Consider the following 21,624-nt stretch of genomic DNA (forward strand, 5'->3'; position numbering starts at 1 on the left):
AAGCTCCTACTGGGCGAGAAAGTCTTTGGCGAAACGTTGCAACACGCCACCAGCGCTGTAGACATTCACTTCGTCTGCGGTGTCTAATCGACAGGTCACTGGCACATCAAGCTTTTCACCGTTTTTACGTGTGATGACTAGAGCCAAATCTGAACCTGCTTGGATGTCTCCATACACGTCGTAAAGTTCGGTGCCATCCAGCTCTAAGGTGTTGCGATTGGTTCCCGCTTTGAATTGCAGAGGCAGCACGCCCATGCCAACCAAGTTGGTTCTGTGAATTCGTTCAAACCCTTCTGCCACAATTACTTCAACACCCGCTAAGCGCACCCCTTTGGCTGCCCAGTCACGAGATGAACCTTGGCCATAATCGGCCCCCGCTACGACAATCAAAGGCTGTTTACGGTTCATGTAGGTTTCTATCGCTTCCCACATTCGCGTAACTTGACCTTCGGGCTCAACTCTTGCTAGCGAACCTTGCACGACTTCTCCAGCGTCCTTCACCATTTCATTAAACAGCTTAGGGTTGGCAAATGTTGCTCGTTGCGCGGTTAAGTGATCGCCTCGATGGGTCGCGTAAGAGTTAAAGTCCTCTTCCGGCACTTGCATTTTGGTGAGGTATTCCCCCGCAGCGCTCGAAGCGAGAATCGCATTTGAAGGGGATAAGTGATCTGTGGTGATGTTGTCACCCAGAATAGCCAAAGGCCTCATACCAGATAGGCTTCGTTCTCCCGCAAGAGCTCCTTCCCAATAAGGTGGTCTACGAATATAGGTGCTTTGAGGTCGCCAGTCATAAAGTGGTTCAGTCGATACCTGATCCTCGTCTGGCTGGAACATTTTTACGTAGATTTGTTGGAATTGCTGAGGCTTAACATGTTCACCGACAACAGCATCGATCTCCGCATCACTCGGCCATAAATCACTTAAGTAGATTGGCTTGCCGTTGCTGTCAGTGCCTAAGCTGTCTTTCTCAATATCAAAGCGAATCGTGCCCGCTAAGGCGTAAGCAACTACCAATGGCGGTGAGGCTAAAAACGCTTGTTTTGCATAAGGATGGATTCGACCATCGAAGTTTCGATTCCCTGACAACACAGCGGTTGAATACAGGTCGCGGTCGATGATCTCTTGTTGGATAGCAGGATCTAGGGCTCCGCTCATACCATTACAGGTAGTACACGCATAGCCGACGATACCGAAGCCTAGCTTTTCCAGCTCAGGTAGCAAACCTGCCGACTCGAGATAGAGCTCGGCAACTTTAGAACCTGGAGCAAATGATGTTTTCACCCACGGCTTACGAACTAATCCAAGTTGATTGGCTTTCTTAGCCACCAATGCCGCGGCGACCACATTTCTTGGATTACTGGTGTTGGTACAAGAGGTAATAGCTGCGATGATCACCGCACCATCAGGCATCTGCTCGTCGCTGTACTGCTTAGCATGCTGCTCTTTCCAAGATGTTTGACTGATACCTTGCTCAGCCAGCTCTCTGGTTGGCAAACGACGATGTGGGTTAGACGGCCCTGCAAGATTACGCTCAACCTTCGACAGATCAAACTCAAGTACGCGCTCATATTGAGCAGAATCTAGATCGTCAGCCCATAGTCCAGTTTGTTTAGCGTAGCGTTCAACTAATTCAACCTGCTCCGGCTCTCGGCCAGTGAGTTTCAAATATTGAATGGTCTGTTCATCAATGTAGAACATACCCGCAGTCGCACCGTACTCTGGCGTCATGTTGGAGATGGTTGCGCGGTCACCAATAGTCAGTGCACGAGCGCCTTCACCGAAGAATTCCAAATAGCTTGAGACCACTCTCTGATTGCGAAGAAACTCAGTAATCGCAAGCACAATATCCGTTGCGGTTATCCCTTCCGGTCGTTGACCCGTCAATTTAACGCCGACAATATCAGGCAATCGCATCATCGACGGACGACCGAGCATCACAGTTTCAGCTTCCAAGCCGCCCACACCAATCGCAATAACGCCCAGAGCATCAACGTGAGGAGTATGGCTATCGGTACCAACACAGGTATCAGGAAACGCGATGCCTTCTTTAGATTGAATAACTGGAGACATTTTCTCCAAGTTAATCTGGTGCATGATCCCGTTACCAGCAGGGATCACACTCACGTTTTTAAACGCGGTTTTACACCATTCAATAAAATGAAAACGGTCTTCGTTTCTCCGCTCTTCAATCGCGCGGTTTTTATCAAAGGCTTCGCTATCAAAGCCTGCGTGTTCCACTGCCAGAGAGTGATCAACAATCAGTTGAGTTTCAACAACGGGGTTCACCTTGGCAGGGTCTCCGCCTTGCTCGGCAATCGCGTCTCTTAATCCAGCCAAATCAACCAAGGCTGTTTGACCAAGAATGTCATGACACACCACGCGCGCAGGATACCAAGGGAAATCTAGGTCGCTCTTACGGTCAATGATCTGCTTTAAGCTGTCTTCAAGGGTTTCAGGATCACAGCGTCTTACTAATTGCTCTGCTAATACTCTCGACGTATAAGGCAAGGTTTTGTAAGCACCTGGGGATAGTGCTTCTACCGCTTCGCAAGCGTCGAAATATTCTAAACCCGTTCCCGGTAAAACCTTTCGATACTTGTTTTCATCAAGCTCTTGGTTTCTTTCAAGTTTTACATCAGACATACATCCACCATTATCTGTTAAATTCTATTCGTTGGTTCCCGAGGCCTTATCACATGAAGATAACAGTCACCTCGAGATTTAAGTCAGCTCGATATAGAGGACTAACGTAAATGGATAGGTAGCCAGTCTTGGTGCTCTGGCCCGGTGTAGTCTGCACTTGGACGAATGATGCGATTATTTTCTCTCTGTTCGAACACGTGCGCCGTCCAACCCGTAAGGCGGCTCATCACAAAGATCGGAGTAAATAATTTGGTTGGAATATCCATGAAGTGGTAGGCCGATGCGTGGAAAAAGTCCGCATTACAAAACAACCCTTTCTCGCGCTTCATTACCGCTTCAACACGTTCTGAAACAGCATAAAGCTGCTTATCTCCCACCTCTTGAGCTAGCTCTTTTGACCACCGCTTGATTAGAGCATTTCGTGGGTCGCTCTCACGATAAATGGCATGACCGAAGCCCATGATTTTGTCTTTGTTAGCAAGCATCTGCATGATGTTAGTTTCTGCTTCATCAGCGGTTTGCCAATCTTGGATCATTTCCATCGCAGCTTCGTTTGCACCACCATGTAAAGGGCCTCGCAACGTACCAATCGCTGCGGTGACACACGAGTGAATATCCGACAACGTTGATGCACACACACGAGCCGCAAAGGTTGAAGCATTAAACTCATGCTCCGCATACAGAGTTAGCGAGCAGTGCATCACCTTCTTATGAAGTTCACTAGGTGTTTTATCCGTTAGCATTTTCAAGAAGTAGCCACCCAGACAGGCTTCACTTTGATCTTCAGTATCAATTCGCACGCCATCATGGCTAAAGCGGTACCAATAACAAATAATGGCAGGGAAAAGCGCGAGCATTCGTTCAGTCGCAGGCAGTTGCTCGGAGAAGTCAGACTCTTGCTCTAGATTACCTAGCATTGAACAGCCCGTTCTCATCACATCCATTGGATGAGCGTCTGCAGGGATCAGTTCTAAGGCCGCTTTCAAAGGTTGAGGTAAGCCGCGCAGACCAATCAACAACGTTTTGTAATCGTCTAACTCTTTTTCACTGGGCAAATGACCTCTTAGTAACAGATGCGCCACTTCTTCGAACTGAGCATGATTAGCAAGATCGGTAATATCATAACCACGGTAGGTTAAACCAGTTCCTGATTTTCCGACCGTACATAGCGCCGTGGTTCCCGCACTCTGGCCACGAAGACCAGCACCACCGATTACAGGTGCGCTGGCTGTTTTTTCACTTTGTTGTTGGTTTTCTGTTGAAGCCTTTTCGACAGCTGCTTTATCACTCAAAGATACAGACATGGTGAACTCCTTTTCTGTGTTAGTCGCTTGCACTCTTTGGTGCTGCCTGTTTATGTGTCCGATGCTCTTTATCATCGGTACTGGATATGGCGACTAACCATTTAACGTTATTGGATTAAGTTGATTTTTGATTAATTGAAACCGGTTTACTCTTCGCTTGAAAACAACTGATCGAGCTTGTTCTCGTAGTCGTGGTAATTCAGGTGTTCGTAAAGCTCTTTACGGGTTTGCATTGAATCCAACAGAGCTTCTTGATTGCCTTCAACTAACAAGTGCTTGTAAACATTCTCCGCCGCTTTGTTCATCGCGCGGAATGCACTCAACGGGTAGAGCACCATGTCGACACTTGATTGCGCTAGTTCGTTACAGTTATAGAGTGGTGTTTGACCAAATTCAGTGATGTTTGCAAGAATAGGCACGTGCTTACCCGTTGCAGATTTCAGTGCCGCCGAGAACTTCACGTATTGATCAAGTTGATTCATCGCCTCGGGGAAGATCATGTCTGCGCCCGCTTCAACACAAGCTATCGCTCGCTCAATCGCGCTATCAATGCCTTCAACCGCCAATGCATCGGTACGCGCCATAATCACAAAGCTGTCATCGGTTCTAGCATCGGTTGCCGCTTTGACTCTATCGACCATCTCTTGTTGGCTCACAATCGCTTTATTTGGTCGATGACCACAGCGTTTCTGCGCGACTTGGTCTTCCATGTGAATTGCAGCTGCACCCGCTTTTTCCATAGATCGAATGGTACGTGCAATATTGAATGCGCCACCAAAACCCGTATCGATATCCACCAGCAATGGCAGATCACATGCGTTAGTAATACGTTCAACATCGACCAACACATCGTTCAATGTCGTAATACCTAAATCAGGCAAACCGTAAGACGCATTGGCGATGCCTCCGCCAGACAAATAGATCGCCTGATGCCCCAAGTTCTTTGCCATCATCGCGCAATACGGATTCACCGTACCGACGATCTGCAATGGGTCGTTGTCTTGCACAGCTTGTCGGAACTTAGCTCCTGCTGATAACTTCATAATGACGCTCCCTGTTAATTGTTTATTTCTAATCTTTATGACTACTGATGTTTAGCTCTCGCCAGCGAAGAACCGCTGGCAAATACCAGTCGCCAGTTACTCAAGATCTTTGGATTGAATTTGTTGTTCTATAAGCAATCGGCTTCCCGAGATGTGTCTTCGCATTAACATTTCTGCTAGCTCTTCATCACGGTTGCGAATCGCTTGTAGGATGTATTTATGTTCATCAAGCGCCTCTTTTGGTCGAGACTGTGCTCTTGGCGATTGGTAGCGATACATGCGTAATAGGTGATAAAGCTCGTCACACAACAACGAAATGAGTTTGCTGTTACGACTCGCTTTAATAATGCGGTAATGGAAATCGAAATCCCCATGTTGATGAAAGTAAGAAGAACCTTCAACTTCATCGATGTGTTTTGAGTGTGTCGACAATAATCCTTCAAGCCCGACAAGCTCTTCTTGTGTGATATGTCTCGCTGCTAAGCGAGCCGCCATGCCTTCCAATGCCTCTCGCACCGCGTACAACTCGAGTAGTTTGTCTGCCGAAAAAGTAATAACTCGAGCCCCTACATGAGGAATGCGTTCAATCAAGCCAAGCCCTTCAACACGCATTATCGCTTCACGTAGTGGACCTCGGCTTACCTCAAAGCGTTTAGCCAGTTCGGGTTCCGAGATCTTACTGCCCGGTGGTAATTCACCGTTAACAATCGCCTCAACAAGATACTCAGTGAGGTTTTCTGATTTAGTGTTCTCTTTATCGTTCACACGTGTTTTCGTGTTTGCACTTAAGCTGAGATCTTTTATCGCAGTATTCATATTCATGCTGCTCGCTTCTGATTGCTGAACCTTAATTGTCAACAATTCCATAACATGAACATAAAATACACGATTAAATTGTCGACAATCAAGCCAATTGTCGACAATTTAGACTAAGGTAGTATCTTTTATAGACGATAAAAACTTATCCAAAAGGACACTAATAACAACGCAACCATCTGTTATTTAGCGATTTAAGAAGATTAAGAGCTACTAAATCCTTATCTACTCTAAAATTATTTAGAATCGATGTGTCGACAACTTATAGCCGAACTTGTCAAACGCAGATCCCTTAGTATCTATCTACCAGCTCACCGATAAACAGATGTAAAAAAGGCGCACTCATGTGCGCCTTTCATTCATGGAACCCGTTCTAACAAGCCAACCTTTAATCAAGCAATTTGGCGGGTAACTTCGAGGTATTTGTTGATATCAACGAAATCAATTTGTTCTGGCTTCAGATACTCTTCTGCATAACGCAGGTGAGTACCGCTGGTTAAGAACAATCTAAACAGTTCGATATCGAGATGCTCGTCCAATGCCATCTTATACATGATGTCGACAGCAACACTGATTGGCTTCGCCTTCTTATAAGGCCTATCCGCAGCGGTTAACGCCTCAAAAATATCGGAGATCACCAGAATACGTTCTGGGGTTGAAAGGTCATCACCAGTCAGTTTCCTTGGATAGCCTGTACCTTTGAGTGTTTCATGGTGCGTCGAAGCATAGCGTGGAACACGGCTTAGCTCTTTCGGGAATGGCAGATTCTCTAGCATCTTAATCGTAGCAAGCATGTGCTCGTTTATCTTGAATCTGTCTTCTGCAGTCAACGTGCCGCGTGCAATACTCAGATTGTAGACTTCGCCTAGGTTGTATAAATACTCAGGCACATCCATTTTAATTTGATGTTTCGGGTCAAATTCTAACGGCCTATCTCTTTTCACTATATGCTCTGGTTTATCACTTAACAGTGGCTCTGTCGCTGGCAAGCCTGAACTCGGTGCTCGATTCAACGCCTCTATCGGTGATAGACCAAGTTGATCATCAAAGTTACGCGTCCAAGTCGTTTCAGCTATCAAGCGAATACGAGCAACTTTGTCATCACTCATGAATTCACCACCAACATTAGACGTCGCGATAAACTCAAAATCATCTTGTAGCTTCTGTTGCGCTTCAGCCAACTCTGTTTGGATTTGTTTGTTCGCTAGCTTGCCTTCAAGCTGTTTCGTTAATGCTATTATTTCAGCATCACGCCACAATACCTCAAATCGAGTTCTCACCTCGTGAATTCGGTTGTAGTTGGCCTCAAGCTTCGTACCTTTATCGACGATGTGTTCGGGTATCGTGATCTTGCCACAATCGTGAAGCCAAGCCGCAATTCTGAATTCACGACGTTCATCATCATTTTTAAACTCAAAATCTTTGAAATGATCGGACTGTGATTTCTCAGCTGCATCAGCCAACATCAAGCCGAGTTCTGGTACACGATTACAGTGCCCTGCCGTATAAGCGGATTTATCATCGATAGCTTGGGCGATAAGCTTGATAAACGACTCCACAAACGCCTCTTGTGTCTGTTCATGCTGCTTAATCTCTGCCGCCATGCCTTTCACTGCCACAGACAGCTCCCATACTTCTTTGATTCGAGTGTCAACAAGCTCGACACTATCATAATCACGCATCTTGATCTTATGAGTCTCCTCCTCTAATTGACGAATAGGACGCACTATCGGTGCACCAAAACCCCAAGCAATAGGCAACGTCAAACTCATCAGTAACATCGTTATACCAACAGAGGTTGCTAGACGTTTATTGACTGTACTAAAGATTTCAGATTCGGGAATCAATACCGCAAAATATTCAGAGTAGTGTTCGCCCGTGTCTATTTTCTTTAAATAGAGATGCTTGATCTCGCCATTCAACTCTACCCTTACCATACTGCCTTCAACCGTTGCTTCCTTAGTCAAATCATAAAGTTCAATATAAGGGACCGTCGTATTCGTATTAAAGCCGGTATCATGGAGCCACTTTTTCGCTAAGGTATCAAGTTGTTCATCACTTAACCTGCCGATAGCTTTGTCAATAATTGGAAGCAATTGCTTATGCTTGCTCTGCAACACCAAATGGAATTGATTTGAGTAGTTCTGTTTTAGATCTTCTAGAGTCCCATTGACAACAAGGCCTGGTTGGAAAAACCTATCTAATGCAAACGAGAGTACGGGTTCAGCGTCTAAGAATGCAAAGTTCTCTCCGCTTTCAATTGAATCAAATGCGGACTCTAGGTTTTCAAACTCAACTAAATCAATATTCGGAAAGTCTTCCCTTAACTTAGGAATAATTGACCACCCAGATAAAATGGCCACTTTTTTATCCTCAAGCTCGGCATAATTAGTAATAATCTTCGCGTCTTCTCTGGTCACGATAGCAAACGGTAAATCATAGATTGGAGCGGTGTAGAGGCCGCTTATGCCATTATTTTTATAATTTTGCACCGATTGCAGCCCATCTATAGTTCCTTCTTGAAACTTATTAACAAGCTCTCCCCAAGAAAAACCATTCACAAATTCAAACCTGATCCCAGTCATACCACCAATCATTTTGAGAAGGTCTATCGCATAGCCGTCTGGTTTTCCCGCCACTGAAAAGTCCATCGGACCCCAATCATTTTGATTAGACACTAAAAGCGGAGGAGTATCATTAACCAAGGCTTTTTGCTCAGATGATAGCATCAGTTTTGATACATCAAACTCCGATTCCTGATTATTAACCTTGAGGTTAGACGCAATAATGTTACCCGATTTCGAATATAAGAAAGACTCAACCTTACTGTCTTCTGCTAATCCAAGCGCCGTACCTGATAATTTGTTAGCCAAAGAAGACAGCACAATATCAATACCAATCACATGTTGAATTTCAGATTCGATTTTCGACTCAAACGCTAAAGAATAAGTTTGCCCGGTAATTTGTAAATGCTGAAAAAGATATGGCTGAGTTTTTTCGACCGACTGAACATTGGCAGAAACATACCAAGGCCTAGTCGTTGGAAAGTAGTTGCTCTGCTCCGTAGTTGAGCTTCTGAGGGAAAACTCTTGGTCAAAGTATTTCGTTGTCCGGACTCGCTCCTGCCCTATATTTTGAATCTCAACCACAACCCAACGATCCGTTTGTTGTGCTCCTATTTTTTCTCTAACGACAGGAGCAGATTCTAGGTTAATAATTTGGAAGAAATTTTCATCGGATGAGCCAATGTAAATACTATAAAAGAGAGGGTTATCTTTAATGGCTTCAGAAAGAATACTACGCGACTCTTCTTTCGATATTTTGTTACTGATAGATCGTTTCACTGTAGCAAGTAAACGCGCGGTGTTGGCTGCGTCAGAGTCAATCGCGCCGATATAATCACTCAGGTCATGGGATACCATCGTCAACTTTGACAGAGTATTCTCCGTCGCCATTTTTTTACTAAAGTAGTATTGAAGAGAGACCGCAACCACAGCCGTTAGCACAGTCGCGAGTATGAACATTGTTCCAACGGTAAAGCGTAACGAAATTTTTTTTAATGCCATTATTTCATCCTTGAATAATCGCCAACTCAAAAGTTAACAGCCTAGCGCAATCAATACCAATTAAGTTGCATATCAACTATAGTAACTCATTCTTCCACATCTAAAATCTAACACCTCTATACACCTGACTCTTTTGCAGAAATAGTTATCGTAGTCACATCTAACAATATAGACCAACAACCAATGCACTCGAGTAGAAAACGCTAGTTAAATCCAACCTTTGTCAATGAATTCAATCATTCTGAGACAATAACTACGATTTTAGAATCCAGATATCATTCAACAGTAAATGGACAAAAACACGTCACCGTGAACTTTATGAACAGTATTAATCCAATGTTCTTTATTCTCAATATCGCCGCATTACAGACATTTCGTTAACACACCGTTAACTTTAGCTTCATCTGCTAAGCAATATCCTACTCATCTGTTTAGTAGCTGGAAATAAAACATAAGTTTCTCTCCATTGAAGAGATCTCCTACATAAGGAACGTGAACCATGTTCAAGGCACTGAAACCTACTCTTGCGGCTTCTATCATCGCAGCAACCTTTTCTTTCAACACTTTTGCTGCTGACGTAGAAAAAATCCACTTCCTAATCCCTGGCGGCGCTGGTGGCGGTTGGGATATGACAGCTCGTGGTACGGGTGATGTATTGGTGAAATCAGACATCGTAGAAAATGTCTCTTTCCAAAACCTGTCTGGTGGCGGTGGCGGTAAAGCGATTGCTCACCTAATCGAAACGGCACAACGCCAAGAAGACACGCTAATGGTGAACTCAACGCCTATCGTTGTTCGTTCACTAACAGGTATCTTCCCTCAATCTTTCCGTGACCTAACTCCGGTAGCAGCAACCATTGCCGATTACGGTGCAATTGTCGCGTCTGCGGATTCTAAGTACGACACTTGGGAAGACGTTGTTAAAGAGTTCGAAACCAACCCACGTAAAGTGAAGATTGCTGGCGGTTCAGCTCGTGGCAGCATGGACCACCTTGTGGTAGCTGCAGCGTTCAAAGGCGAAGGTTTTGATGCGAAGAAAGTGCGTTACATTGCCTACGATGCTGGCGGTAAAGCGATGGCGGCACTGCTTTCTGGCGAAACACAGCTGCTTTCAACTGGCCTTGGCGAAGTGCTAGAGATGTCTAAATCTGGCCAAGTAAAAGTGCTTGCTGTGACGGCGCCAAAACGTCTTGACGCTGCGCCTAACATCCCAACATTAACTGAGTACGGCAACGAGACAGTGTTTGCTAACTGGCGTGGTTTCTTCGCGGCACCGGGTACAAGCCAAGCGAAAATCGACGAGTGGAACGAAGCTCTTGGCAAAATGTACAAAACCGATGAGTGGCAAGTGGTACGTGACCGTAACGGTTGGATCGACAACTACAAAGCTGACAAAGATTTTTACGCCTTCCTAGAAGACCAAGAAAAACAGATGGGCGATCTAATGCGTGAGCTTGGCTTCTTGAAGTAACCAACAATCAGAGAGGGTCTTTGTGCCCTCTTACTCTTTCCTGTTTCGCCGTACATGAGTTAACTAAAACTCCTTTGTTTATTCGTAGTGTATTGCTAAAGCTTGCTGATTCGTTGTAGAGGCAAGTTGCTTACCCAAGCCATGTAATTCGCTCACCTTTGGTTAGTGATCCCAGACATTCTTCATTAACTCGCTCGTGTACGGCTTTTTTACTTTTTATACCACCCCAAATGGAGTTGGATATGTCGGACTTACCAACCAAATTTCTGAGTAAGGAATCTTTGCTTTCGAAGGATCGCATCGGAGCCATGATCTTTATGCTGGCGTGCTTGTGCTACGGCTACCAAACCACGCTGATTCCTTTGTTTCCCGGTGACGAGTACGAACCCTTCACAGCAAGAACCTTACCTACCCTGTTGACGTTTATCGGCATTGGCCTTTCATTGATCCTGCTAATAACAGGACAACCGGATAAGAAAGTCACATGCGACGCAACGCCGCTGAACTGGAAACTGCTGATTGGCTTCTTGGTGTTAATGGCACTGTACGGTGTTGGGCTGACTTATCTTGGCTTTGTTTTAGCAACCAGCTTCTTCTTACTTGCAGGCTTTTACCTGTTGGGTGAGCGTCGTAAAGCGGTTTTATTTGGCGCGTCGTTCCCTTTCGTTATCGCGTTCTTTCTTTTATTAACTCAAGGCTTAGATATCTACCTAGAGCCTGGTTTAATCTTCACTCTTTGGTAGGGATAACATTATGTTAGACGGAATTTTACAAGGACTTTCGACCGCTGTGATGCCAATGAACATCATGATGGTAATTGTGGGGTGTTTCGTTGGCACCTTCATCGGTATGCTTCCGGGGTTAGGTCCAATTTCAGCAATCGCGTTGATGATCCCTATTACATACGGCCTAGACCCTTCTTCTGGCCTAATCTTGATGGCCGGTGTGTATTACGGCGCTGTATTTGGTGGCTCAACGTCATCCATCTTAATCAATGCTCCGGGTTGTTCTTCAACGGTAGTAACCGCGTTTGACGGCTACCCGATGGCTCAAAAAGGTCAAGCAGGTAAAGCACTTGCTCTCGCGGCTTACTCTTCTTTCACTGGCGGTACGCTTTCAGCAATCATGCTTTTGATTGCCGCTCCGGCTCTAGCAAGCGTGTCACTGAGCTTCCAGTCTTCAGACTACTTTGCGTTGATGCTATTAGGTTTGTCCGCTGTAGCGGCGTTTGCAGGCCCAGGTCAGGTAATTAAAGCGTGGATGATGACTATTCTTGGTTTGATGCTATCAACCGTAGGTATCGACAAAGGGGTTGGCGTTGAACGTTTCACTTTTGGCCTAACGGATCTGATGGATGGCTTCAGCTTCCTGTTATTAGCGATGGCAACATTCGCACTGGGTGAAACCTTGATGGGTATTCTTAAGCCAGAGCAAGATACCAGCGCAGAAGAAAGCCAAAAGATGTCTGATATTGGTAGCATGAAAGTCACCAAAGAAGAGTTCAAAGAAGTGGCGCCAGTTTCGATCCGTTCTTCTATTCTTGGCTTCTTTACCGGCGTACTTCCAGGTGCTGGCGCAACTATCGCTGCTTTCTTAAGTTACGGCATGGAGCGTAGTCTTGCACCGAAAGACAAACAGAAAAAGTTTGGTAAAGGCAGTATTCGCGGTCTTGTTGCTCCAGAATCGGCAAATAACGCAGCATCAAGTGGTTCATTCGTTCCGCTACTGACGCTGGGTATCCCGGGCTCTGGTACAACAGCTATCATGCTAGGTGCATTAATCGCTTATGGCATCCAACCGGGTCCTCGTCTGTTCGTTGAGCACCCTGATGTATTCTGGTCGGTAATCATCTCTATGTACTTTGGCAACATCGTACTGGTTATCTTGAACCTGCCTTTGATCCCTTACATTTCTAAGCTATTAGCGGTACCAAGAACGGTTCTACTGCCAATGATTATCTTCTTTTCAATCACAGGCGTGTACCTAGTATCTTTCAACACCATGGACGTATTTGTGATGTTACTAGTGGCGATGGCAGCAATAGCATTAAGGCTTGCCAACTTCCCACTCGCTCCATTATTACTTGGCTTTATCTTAGGTGGCTTGATGGAAGAGAACTTAAGACGCGCACTGATGATCAGCGACGGAGAGCTCAGCTTCCTATGGGAACGCCCAATCACCATGACCTTCACTATTCTGGCGGTATTGGTTCTGTCTAGCCCGATTCTGGTTAAGCTGTTCAAGAGCTTTAGAGCAAAACCAGTAGAAGTGTAAAGCTCGACCAAATCAACTGAACCTAAACGAAAGGAGCCATTGGCTCCTTTTTTGATTTAGCTAGTCAATTCAAACCAACAGTTAAAGATGGTAGCAAACTCACAAACTCGCGCTATCAAGACGCACAGCTCTGATATTCATAACAAATTCAAGTAAGGTAACTCATCAGTTAACGTATTGGATTCTAAAACTATGGATTGGTTGGTTCTCTTCTTGTCAGGCGTGATTGGTGGTGTGCTTAACTCTATTGCTGGTGGAGGCAGCTTCATCACTTTCCCTGCTCTATTGTTTGCTGGTGTTCCACCAATAGCAGCCAACGCGACCAATACCTTTGCATCGTGTGCAGGCTACATCAGTGGTGCTTATGCGCTGCGCCACGAAATTCAATCTGGTACCAAACAGCTTAAACTGACCATTGCTCTATGTGTGATTGGCGGTGGCATAGGTGCTTTCTTACTGCTGCACACACCAGAAGCATTGTTTACTCAATCCGTACCTTGGTTACTGCTTTTTGCGGCATTGCTTTTCACCTTTGGTGGCACGCTCAATAAATGGCTGAAACAAGCAACAGCAAAACACAAACACGCCACCAGCGCTGGCGTCTTCTTTTCCGCTTTATTGCTTTTGATTGTATGTATCTATGGTGGATACTTTAATGCCGGACTAGGAATCGTCACATTGAGTTACCTGGCTTTGGCTGGTTACACCAATATCAACGTGATGAATGGCATCAAACTGCTTGTATCCGCTTGTGCATCACTTGCGGCAATCGTGTTTTTCATCGTCAATGGTTCGATTGATTGGCCGTCTGGCATGGCTGTATTATTGGGTACATTGGTTGGTGGTTATTATTCAGCAAAAATCTCTCGCCGCATCCCTCAACAATATGTTCGAACCACAGTGATCATCGCGAGCTTTTTGATCACCGCTTACTTTTTCTATGCTAATTAGACGTTCGGTTTAATAAGACTTGCAACTGGAAAGATAAAGCAAAGAGACTACACCCTTATCATATCGATTTCGCTATTTTATTGCTTATAAAATAGCCAAGCCAAAATGTGTGAGACGAGTCCTTCAATTAGCAAATTTGATAACAATTTAGACTGTTTTTTAGCCTTTATTTTGCCAAAGGTGGGATAATTCTCCTGTCGAAAGTGAGACTTCATTAGGAGGCGTTATGAACACTAAACTCGGTCATGTCATGTCATCAAGTCGACTCATTTGCTTTGTCGCTTTTCTTGCTGCCACATTCGCGTGGATCCTAAAAATGCCCGCTCTGTTTTCTGTGTCAGCGCTATTCTTACTGGTCAGTGCGATCGTTTATGTCACCGATCTTTGGAAGAATCAAAGAAAGAACCGCGAAGCTTAGCCATTTACGGTTTAAATCGAACGAATTAAAAAAAGGAGCTCATAGGCTCCTTTTGTGTTTTTCGCTTATCTAATTAGGCGTACTAATCGCCGACGCCTTGTTATTAACGACGGAAGTTACGACCGTTACCGCCGCGGCGCTCTTTAAATGCAGACGCAGCTTTAGCTTGAGAAGCGTGGATAGACTCAACCGTTAGTTCCATTGGCTCACGAGGCTCTAGCCCATGGCGGAATGTACGTGAACGCGGAGGCATCTGGTATTCAATGTCCGATGCTTTAGGCATGCGCTTGAAACGGTAAAGGTAGAAGTTTTCAACCTTTTCACGAGCCCATTCGGTTTTCTTCAGGTATTTAACTGCACTTGCCACTGTAGGCTTAGTGTTAAAGCAGTTCATACGCATTGCCGCATCCAAAATTTCCCAACCATAATGATCCACTAATTCAGTGATCATGGTTTCAAGCTTTAAGCCATGTAGCGGGTTGTTTTGTTGCAGTTCGATTCTTTCTTCTTCAGTCATAACATTACCTTTTTCAAGGCAACTAAAGGCCTTGAATTTTCTCTAGAACACCGTCATCACTGACCATTTCTAGCTCAATCACTTGGGCATTACATCCATTGCCCTTATTTATGCCTTTATGATGGCATAAAGCATACTCGTTATCCTATTTATCTTTGAAATTAATTTCGAATTGGTCACTTAACACCCTACCTTAGCTCGCTATACAGACTAAGACATTCTGTGAACAAAACTCCCCCTTAAAGATTATGAAACTGGTTTAACTTAACAAAACCTACGGTAACCGTATGCAAAAACCATATATTTAGTGATGACATTAAGGTTTTTCAGTACGCAGTGTTACATCTTAATAACACAGTGCTATGGTTTTATTGAATATCGAAACGGTAAAAGACCGCATTAAACAATGACATAATTATAAGTAAAGGTTGGCTTGCCACATGTTTGACTACTCCCATTTCAGTAGAGCAGCAGCCCAAGACAAGGACATCGTCGCCATAGTCGATGATCTCTTCCAGCTAGCTCGCGAACACTACCCCATATTATCTCGACTATCCGTGGTGCTGTGCAGTGAAAATAAAGCATCCAACTATTTTGTTTCAGATTCACTGTGCCAAAACGCCAAGCATCATTACATCGAACAAGAGATCAAACCCAACTCTGCGTTGAGTCGTCTGGCTGAATCATTGGAAACAAGAATTGTTGATGACCTCTCTTTGATGAATCCGACGAAGCAAATCTCTCATCTACTCGAGCTTGGTCACCAAAGTAGCTATACCACTCCAATCCACTACCAAGAGAGTAACCTTGGGTTCGTTTTCATCAACGCATCATGCACTGACTTTTTTGCTAAGCAGACAATACAAAGTGACATCGCCTACCTCACTCAAGCGATTTCGAACCTGTTTGTGCAACTCTTCGAACGTCAGAGACATTTTCAGTCCTCATTAGCAATCGCCCTAAACATGGGACACGCACGTGATCCTGAAACCAAAGAGCATCTGATTCGCATGGGAAAATACAGCGAGCAGCTGGCACGTACGCTTTCGCACAGTAACAATGAGATTACCCACCAATTCGTTCACCGCATTCGCTTGTATGCCCCGTTTCACGACATAGGTAAGTACCGAATTCCAGACAAAGTGCTCTTCAGTACTGAGCGTTTTTCGGAAGAAGAAAGAAACATCATGAACAATCACACGATATATGGTGAAGAAATGATTGATGACGTGGTTGCCCTTTCCCACCACAACTCAATGTGTAGCGAAGAAGTTCAGTTCATCAAGAATATTGTACGTCACCATCATGAACGGTTTGATGGCTCGGGATTACCAGATGCGCTCATTGGAGAAGCGATCCCACTGGAGGCAAGAATTGTAACGCTAGCAGATGTATTCGATGCTTTACTGAGTAAACGAGCTTATAAACACGCATGGTCAGCATCTAAGGTAATGGACTACATTGAAGCGCATACTGGGCTGATGTTTGATCCAGAGTGTGTGTCTGCGCTGAAGCAAAACCTGGATTACTTCATGTCGATACGAGAGCAATACAGTGATATGCAAAGTCCACAAGCTGCACTCGCTTAACGGGTTGTATTAAATTTGCTGTACGTGACTCTCTTTCAGAACCTACAAAAAAGGATGCCAATCGGCATCCTTTTGTTTTCTAGTTTACAGCTGATAAGAACAACAAGGTTCTTAACTGATTCTAACTAACGATTATACGTCGTAAGTTGTAGAAGCAGTGTCGCCGCCTGTACCAGTCCAGTTTGTGTGGAAAAATTCACCACGTGGACGGTCAGTACGCTCGTAAGTGTGAGCACCGAAGTAGTCACGTTGAGCTTGAAGCAGGTTCGCTGGTAGACGTGCAGTTGTGTAACCGTCTAGGAAAGATAGCGCAGAAATCGTACATGGCATTGGGATACCAGACTCTAGAGATTTCGCTGCTACTTTACGCCATGCCACTAGGCTGCCTTGTAGGATGTTTTTGAAGTACTCGTCAGAACCTAGGAACGCGATGTCTGGGTTTGCTTCGTACGCATCACGGATGTTGCCTAGGAATGCAGAACGGATGATACAACCACCACGCCACATTAGCGCTACGTTACCGTAGTTTAGGTCCCAGCCATTTTCGTTCGACGCTTCACGCATTAGCATGAAACCTTGAGCGTAAGAGATGATCTTAGAAGCCAGTAGAGCTTGACGTAGTGCATCAACCCACTCTTGCTTGTCGCCTTCAACTGGAGTGATTGTCTTCTCAAACAAAGCTTCAGCTTCAACACGTTGGTCTTTAAGCGCAGACAGGCAACGAGAGAATACAGACTCAGAGATTAGAGTTAGTGGGATACCTAGGTCTAGTGCGTTAATACCAGTCCACTTACCAGTACCTTTTTGGCCTGCAGTGTCTAGGATCTTCTCAACTAGCGCTTCACCGTCTTCATCTTTGTAGCCAAGGATGTCAGCAGTGATTTCAACTAGGTAGCTGTCTAGTTCAGTCTTGTTCCAGTCAGCGAATACTGCTTGCATCTCGTCAGCAGACATACCTAGGCCATCTTTCATGAACTGGTATGCTTCAGTGATAAGCTGCATGTCACCGTATTCGATGCCGTTGTGTACCATCTTAACGAAGTGACCAGCACCGTCGTTACCAACCCAGTCACAACAAGGCTCACCAGCGTCAGTTTTTGCAGAGATACCTTGGAAGATTGGCTTAACCGCTTCCCAAGCTTCAGCCGCGCCACCTGGCATGATTGAAGGACCGAAACGAGCACCTTCTTCACCACCAGATACACCAGTACCGATGAAGTGGATGCCTTTCTCACGACAATGCGCTACACGACGGTTAGTGTCTGGGTAGTTAGTGTTACCACCATCAATGATGATGTCGCCTTCGTCTAGAAGTGGGATTAGGTTTTCGATGAACGTATCTACAACGTCACCAGCACGAACCATAAGCATCACTTTACGTGGTGCTTCTAGCTTCTCAACTAACTCTTCTAGAGAGTAAGCACCAACGATGTTAGTACCTTTAGCTGGGCCTTCTAGGAACTCGTCTACTTTAGCAGCAGTACGGTTATGAGCCACAACTTTGAAGCCGTGGTCGTTCATGTTTAGGATAAGGTTCTGACCCATTACTGCTAGGCCAATTACACCGATATCACCTTTCATTATTTATATCTCCTTGCGGCTAGTCGCACTTATGCGATAGCACTTGCTGCATTTGAATCTAGGAACCACTCTGTTTCGCCAGTTTTAGACTGGATTTTCGCTGCCGGGTAAGGCAGCTCTGAAGCAGGAGTTGTATGAATTTCTTTAACGATCTCAACTTTACCTGCACCTAGTACTAGGTAGCTGATTCGTTTTGCTGCTTCTAAAACTTTCGCTGTTTTAGAAACACGGATTTGACCAGACTCAGGATGAGAAGCCAGTACCGACAGGTTCTCATCTTGGTAGTTGGTTGCATCCGGGAATAGTGAAGCTGTGTGGCCATCTGCGCCAACACCTAGCAGAATCCAATCGAAAACTGGCGTGCCATTTTCTGTTGGGATTACGTCTGCCATCTCTTTTGCGAAACGCTCTGCTTCTGCTTTAGGTTCATCTTCACCACGGATGCGGTGGATGTTTTCAGCAGGAAGGTTTACTTGAGTCAACTCTTTTAGTTTTGAAAATAAGAGCGCGTTTGCTTCACCGAAATTGCTTTCAGCATCGTCTGGTGCAACGCAACGTTCGTCGCCCCACCAGAAGTGAAGGTTATTCCATTGAATACCTTCAGCGTAAGGCGCCTGTGCTAAAAGCTTGAAAAGCATTTTTGGCGTGCTGCCACCAGACAGTGAAATGTGAACAGGTTTGCCCTGCTCGCTGTATGCTTTCATTTCATTTGCTAGGTTTTCAACAACCAGTTCAGGCGTTGCAAAGATCTTGTGATTGATCATAGTTCGCAGTAATCCGTGTCTGTTAAGTTTTTGCATGGGAAACGCCATGCGCGGCCATCACGTTGCAGAAGTTCATCTGCTTCCTGTGGGCCCCAAGTACCACAAGCATAGCCAAACAGTGCTTGAGGATCTTGCTTGAAGTCTAAGATTGGTTGAACGTACTTCCAACATGCTTCTACCGCATCGGTACGTGCAAACAGAGTCGCATCACCGTTCAGTGCATCAAGAAGAAGACGCTCATAAGCCGTCAGCATCTGAGTTTCAGGCAAGTCAGAGTAAGAGAAGTTCATTTTCACTTCTTTTGCTTTGAAGCCTGCGCCTGGCTCTTTCAAACCAAAGCTCATCTGAATACCTTCATCCGGTTGGATACGGATAATAAGCTTGTTCTCTGGTGCATCTTGACCAAATACTGGGTGCGGTGTGTTCTTAAAGTGAATCACGATTTCAGTCACACGTGTAGGTAAGCGTTTACCTGTACGTACGTAGAAAGGAACACCATTCCAACGCCAGTTATTGATGTGAGCTTTCAAGCCGATGTAAGTCTCGGTACGAGAATCATCCGCTACACCATGCTCTTCACGGTAACCTAGTAAGTGCTGACCACGAACATCTGATGCTGTGTACTGACCTAATACTAAGTCTTTACGCAGATCATCTTCTTCTAATGGTTTCAGACACTGAAGCACTTTAACCACTTCATCACGAATAGAATCAGCGTTAATTTGTGCAGGCGGCTCCATACCCACCATTGCTAGCACTTGTAGCAGGTGGTTTTGGAACATGTCGCGAACTGCGCCAGAACCGTCGTAGTATCCGCCACGCTCTTCAACGCCAAGGAACTCAGCACCTGTGATTTCAACGTATTCAATGAAGTTACGGTTCCACAGTGGTTCAAACATCGCGTTTGAGAAACGAAGCACTAGAAGGTTTTGAACCGTCTCTTTACCAAGGTAATGGTCGATACGGTAGATCTGGTGTTCTTGGAAGTGATGATGGATCTCTTCATCCAACGCTTGAGCTGATGCTAAGTCGTAACCAAATGGTTTTTCGATGATCAGACGACGCCAGCCGTTCGATTCATCGTTAAGGCCATGCGCAGCGAGGTTTGCTGGAATCACACCGTATAGGCTTGGCGGGGTTGCCAAGTAGAACAGTGTGTTATGGTTTTCGAATTGGTAGTCTTGCTCAAGCTTGTCTAGACGTTGTGCTAAACGAGCGTAGTCGTCTACATCTGAAGTGTTGATCGCTTGGTAATGCAGATGTTCAATGAATGCATTTAGCGTCTCAGGTTCAGTTTTTTCCATTTCCTGAAGAGACTTCTTCAGCTTCTCACGGTAAGACTCATCGCTGTACTCAGTACGGCTCACTCCAAGAATCGCAAAGGATTCTGGTAGTTGATTGCTAGCATACAGGTGGTATAGAGCAGGAATTAACTTGCGGTAAGTTAGATCTCCCGACGCACCAAAAATAACGATGCTGCTGTTTTCAGGTATTACCATCATCTTTCCTATAAAAACAAGGTTTTTAGTATTCGCCAAAGGTATCAGCGACATACGAAAATAGATAATAGGTCTTAACTATTACATCAATAGTAAGCGCCTATTAAATTTGAGAATGCGTTTGGTAAACGAGGGTGAAAGCTATCACCTCTATTCGGGACAGTATTGTCTATGACTATTTGATTTACATCAACCACTGTGAAAGCAATCGATTAAATATTGACTCATTTCGAACAAATTCTAATCGATAGCCAAGTTAACAAAGGTAGAAATCGCAGCAAATCGGCATTCTCAAACAGTGTAGTCAAGTAAGAATGGCATCTGGTCTGTGGAGTGACTTGTGGATGTTAAAACCGAAACTAAAACCAGCTTATTCAACTGGTTTTACAGTTTATTTGGAATCTAAAGGCATCTTCGGATGAAGAGAGCTTCTCATACTGCCCTATCTTTTCGCTTTGTTGTAGCAGCGCTCCGGGCGACCTACGGTACCGTAATTTAAGTCTGCGACTAACTCACCAGTGGTAATCAAAAATTCTAAATAGCGTCTAGCGGTGGTTCGGCTAGCACCAATTCGTTCTCCGGCTTCATCGGCGGTAATATTAACGGCATCAGCTTGTTGAAAAATGGCTCTGATCTTATCCAACGTTACGCCATCAATGCCTTTGGGTAAGGTGGATACTTTTCCAGAGTCCGCTTTGGCATTGGCTTGCAGCATCTTATCAACCAAACCTTGATTCAAATCCGACACACTTTCAAACTCTTGCTGTTGAGATTGATACTTTTTCAGCGCCGCTTCCAAACGAGGGAACATTACTGGTTTCAATAGATAATCGACCACTCCACCGCGCATTGCCTGCTGCAGCGTATCCACATCCCGAGCAGCAGTAATCAAGATAACGTCGCAGCCTTGATTGCTCCCTCTTACGTGATTAAGAATATCGAGCCCACATCCGTCCGGCAGATACACATCCAATAACACCAAATCCGGTTTTAAGATGTCCAGTTGCATGAGCGCTTCAGACTGTGTTGTGGCAATGCCGACCACGTCAAAGCCACCCATCTGTTCTAAATAACGATGGTGTAGCTCTGCAATCGCAATATCATCCTCAATGACCATGACTCTCGTGATTGCGTTCATTTATGTTCTTCCTTTAACCATGCTTTTTCCGTCACGATGATCTTCACAAG

General features: G+C 45.0%; 16 protein-coding genes. 6 read left to right on the top strand and 10 right to left on the bottom strand.

All coding sequences use genetic code 11. The annotated features are described in order from the left end of the window. Window positions 1-6: 6 nt before the first annotated feature. From acnD to OCV19_RS08820, 5 genes are all read right to left on the bottom strand, one after another. On the bottom strand, window positions 7-2,643 hold the full coding sequence (acnD, locus tag OCV19_RS08800) for a Fe/S-dependent 2-methylisocitrate dehydratase AcnD (protein WP_065677025.1): 2,637 nt from the start codon (window positions 2,641-2,643) through the stop codon (window positions 7-9). Window positions 2,644-2,744: 101 nt separating this feature from the next. Further along, window positions 2,745-3,947 (bottom strand): bifunctional 2-methylcitrate synthase/citrate synthase, encoded by a 1,203-nt coding sequence (gene prpC / locus OCV19_RS08805; protein ID WP_065677026.1) that lies wholly within the window; start codon window positions 3,945-3,947, stop codon window positions 2,745-2,747. Window positions 3,948-4,093: 146 nt separating this feature from the next. Beyond that, the gene (gene prpB, locus OCV19_RS08810; RefSeq protein ID WP_050650593.1) at window positions 4,094-4,990 is read right to left on the bottom strand and encodes a methylisocitrate lyase; all 897 of its coding nucleotides are present in this window, start codon (window positions 4,988-4,990) and stop codon (window positions 4,094-4,096) included. A gap of 96 nt (window positions 4,991-5,086) precedes the next feature. Next, the gene (locus OCV19_RS08815) at window positions 5,087-5,806 is read right to left on the bottom strand and encodes a GntR family transcriptional regulator (protein ID WP_083994357.1); all 720 of its coding nucleotides are present in this window, start codon (window positions 5,804-5,806) and stop codon (window positions 5,087-5,089) included. A 392-nt stretch (window positions 5,807-6,198) separates the two neighbouring features. Next, window positions 6,199-9,372 carry an HD domain-containing phosphohydrolase gene (locus tag OCV19_RS08820; RefSeq protein WP_065677027.1) on the bottom strand — a complete coding sequence of 1,058 codons (3,174 nt, stop codon included), beginning with the start codon at window positions 9,370-9,372 and terminating at the stop codon, window positions 6,199-6,201. Between the two features lie 499 nt (window positions 9,373-9,871). On the opposite strand from OCV19_RS08820, the gene OCV19_RS08825 reads away from it, so the two are divergent. The 5 genes from OCV19_RS08825 to OCV19_RS08845 all read left to right on the top strand — a co-directional run bounded on the left by OCV19_RS08825 (window position 9,872) and on the right by OCV19_RS08845 (window position 14,486). Next, a complete protein-coding gene (locus OCV19_RS08825; RefSeq protein WP_048615086.1) occupies window positions 9,872-10,843 on the top strand; it encodes a tripartite tricarboxylate transporter substrate binding protein in 972 nt (323 codons plus the stop codon). A 242-nt stretch (window positions 10,844-11,085) separates the two neighbouring features. Then, window positions 11,086-11,586: a tripartite tricarboxylate transporter TctB family protein gene (locus OCV19_RS08830; RefSeq protein ID WP_065677028.1), complete on the top strand. Its 501-nt coding sequence runs from the start codon at window positions 11,086-11,088 to the stop codon at window positions 11,584-11,586. A gap of 10 nt (window positions 11,587-11,596) precedes the next feature. Continuing rightward, window positions 11,597-13,117, top strand: a complete 1,521-nt coding sequence (locus tag OCV19_RS08835) for a tripartite tricarboxylate transporter permease (RefSeq protein ID WP_065677029.1) — start codon at window positions 11,597-11,599, stop codon at window positions 13,115-13,117. Window positions 13,118-13,309: 192 nt separating this feature from the next. Next, entirely contained in the window at window positions 13,310-14,068 is a 759-nt protein-coding gene (locus OCV19_RS08840) for a sulfite exporter TauE/SafE family protein (protein WP_065677030.1), read from the top strand. A 226-nt stretch (window positions 14,069-14,294) separates the two neighbouring features. Further along, complete coding sequence (locus OCV19_RS08845) at window positions 14,295-14,486, top strand: hypothetical protein (RefSeq protein WP_017059711.1); 192 nt, start codon at window positions 14,295-14,297, stop codon at window positions 14,484-14,486. Between the two features lie 103 nt (window positions 14,487-14,589). On the opposite strand, the gene OCV19_RS08850 is transcribed toward OCV19_RS08845, so the two are convergent. Then, window positions 14,590-15,003, bottom strand: a complete 414-nt coding sequence (locus OCV19_RS08850; RefSeq protein WP_010438513.1) for a VF530 family protein — start codon at window positions 15,001-15,003, stop codon at window positions 14,590-14,592. A 428-nt stretch (window positions 15,004-15,431) separates the two neighbouring features. Here OCV19_RS08850 and OCV19_RS08855 point away from each other — a divergent pair, with 428 nt between their 5' ends. Next, window positions 15,432-16,592: an HD-GYP domain-containing protein gene (locus OCV19_RS08855; protein ID WP_065677031.1), complete on the top strand. Its 1,161-nt coding sequence runs from the start codon at window positions 15,432-15,434 to the stop codon at window positions 16,590-16,592. Window positions 16,593-16,724: 132 nt separating this feature from the next. Here the strand turns inward: OCV19_RS08855 and gnd are convergent, their stop codons facing one another. The 4 genes from gnd to OCV19_RS08875 all read right to left on the bottom strand — a co-directional run bounded on the left by gnd (window position 16,725) and on the right by OCV19_RS08875 (window position 21,574). After that, window positions 16,725-18,173, bottom strand: coding sequence for a decarboxylating NADP(+)-dependent phosphogluconate dehydrogenase (gnd, locus tag OCV19_RS08860; protein WP_017059712.1), 1,449 nt, complete (start codon window positions 18,171-18,173; stop codon window positions 16,725-16,727). Window positions 18,174-18,202: 29 nt separating this feature from the next. Then, complete coding sequence (gene pgl / locus OCV19_RS08865) at window positions 18,203-18,937, bottom strand: 6-phosphogluconolactonase (RefSeq protein WP_065677032.1); 735 nt, start codon at window positions 18,935-18,937, stop codon at window positions 18,203-18,205. Continuing rightward, window positions 18,934-20,436 carry a glucose-6-phosphate dehydrogenase gene (gene zwf, locus OCV19_RS08870; RefSeq protein WP_017059714.1) on the bottom strand — a complete coding sequence of 501 codons (1,503 nt, stop codon included), beginning with the start codon at window positions 20,434-20,436 and terminating at the stop codon, window positions 18,934-18,936. Before zwf ends, pgl begins: the two co-directional genes overlap by 4 nt. A gap of 442 nt (window positions 20,437-20,878) precedes the next feature. After that, a complete protein-coding gene (locus tag OCV19_RS08875; RefSeq protein WP_065677033.1) occupies window positions 20,879-21,574 on the bottom strand; it encodes a response regulator in 696 nt (231 codons plus the stop codon). Between the last annotated feature and the right edge of the window lie 50 nt (window positions 21,575-21,624).

The sequence above is a fragment of the Vibrio celticus genome, assembly GCF_024347335.1.
Classification (GTDB): Bacteria; Pseudomonadota; Gammaproteobacteria; order Enterobacterales; family Vibrionaceae; genus Vibrio; species Vibrio celticus.

Excerpts from the sequence above, each read along its gene's own strand:
- OCV19_RS08875 (WP_065677033.1), bottom strand. The coding sequence starts at position 21,574 with ATGAACGCAATCACGAGAGTCATGGTCATTGAGGATGATATTGCGATT.
- gnd (WP_017059712.1), bottom strand. The coding sequence starts at position 18,173 with ATGAAAGGTGATATCGGTGTAATTGGCCTAGCAGTAATGGGTCAGAAC.
- OCV19_RS08840 (WP_065677030.1), top strand. The coding sequence starts at position 13,310 with ATGGATTGGTTGGTTCTCTTCTTGTCAGGCGTGATTGGTGGTGTGCTT.
- acnD (WP_065677025.1), bottom strand. The coding sequence starts at position 2,643 with ATGTCTGATGTAAAACTTGAAAGAAACCAAGAGCTTGATGAAAACAAG.
- pgl (WP_065677032.1), bottom strand. The coding sequence starts at position 18,937 with ATGATCAATCACAAGATCTTTGCAACGCCTGAACTGGTTGTTGAAAAC.
- OCV19_RS08820 (WP_065677027.1), bottom strand. The coding sequence starts at position 9,372 with ATGGCATTAAAAAAAATTTCGTTACGCTTTACCGTTGGAACAATGTTC.
- OCV19_RS08815 (WP_083994357.1), bottom strand. The coding sequence starts at position 5,806 with ATGAATACTGCGATAAAAGATCTCAGCTTAAGTGCAAACACGAAAACA.
- OCV19_RS08835 (WP_065677029.1), top strand. The coding sequence starts at position 11,597 with ATGTTAGACGGAATTTTACAAGGACTTTCGACCGCTGTGATGCCAATG.
- OCV19_RS08825 (WP_048615086.1), top strand. The coding sequence starts at position 9,872 with ATGTTCAAGGCACTGAAACCTACTCTTGCGGCTTCTATCATCGCAGCA.
- prpC (WP_065677026.1), bottom strand. The coding sequence starts at position 3,947 with ATGTCTGTATCTTTGAGTGATAAAGCAGCTGTCGAAAAGGCTTCAACA.
- zwf (WP_017059714.1), bottom strand. The coding sequence starts at position 20,436 with ATGGTAATACCTGAAAACAGCAGCATCGTTATTTTTGGTGCGTCGGGA.
- prpB (WP_050650593.1), bottom strand. The coding sequence starts at position 4,990 with ATGAAGTTATCAGCAGGAGCTAAGTTCCGACAAGCTGTGCAAGACAAC.
- OCV19_RS08845 (WP_017059711.1), top strand. The coding sequence starts at position 14,295 with ATGAACACTAAACTCGGTCATGTCATGTCATCAAGTCGACTCATTTGC.
- OCV19_RS08830 (WP_065677028.1), top strand. The coding sequence starts at position 11,086 with ATGTCGGACTTACCAACCAAATTTCTGAGTAAGGAATCTTTGCTTTCG.
- OCV19_RS08850 (WP_010438513.1), bottom strand. The coding sequence starts at position 15,003 with ATGACTGAAGAAGAAAGAATCGAACTGCAACAAAACAACCCGCTACAT.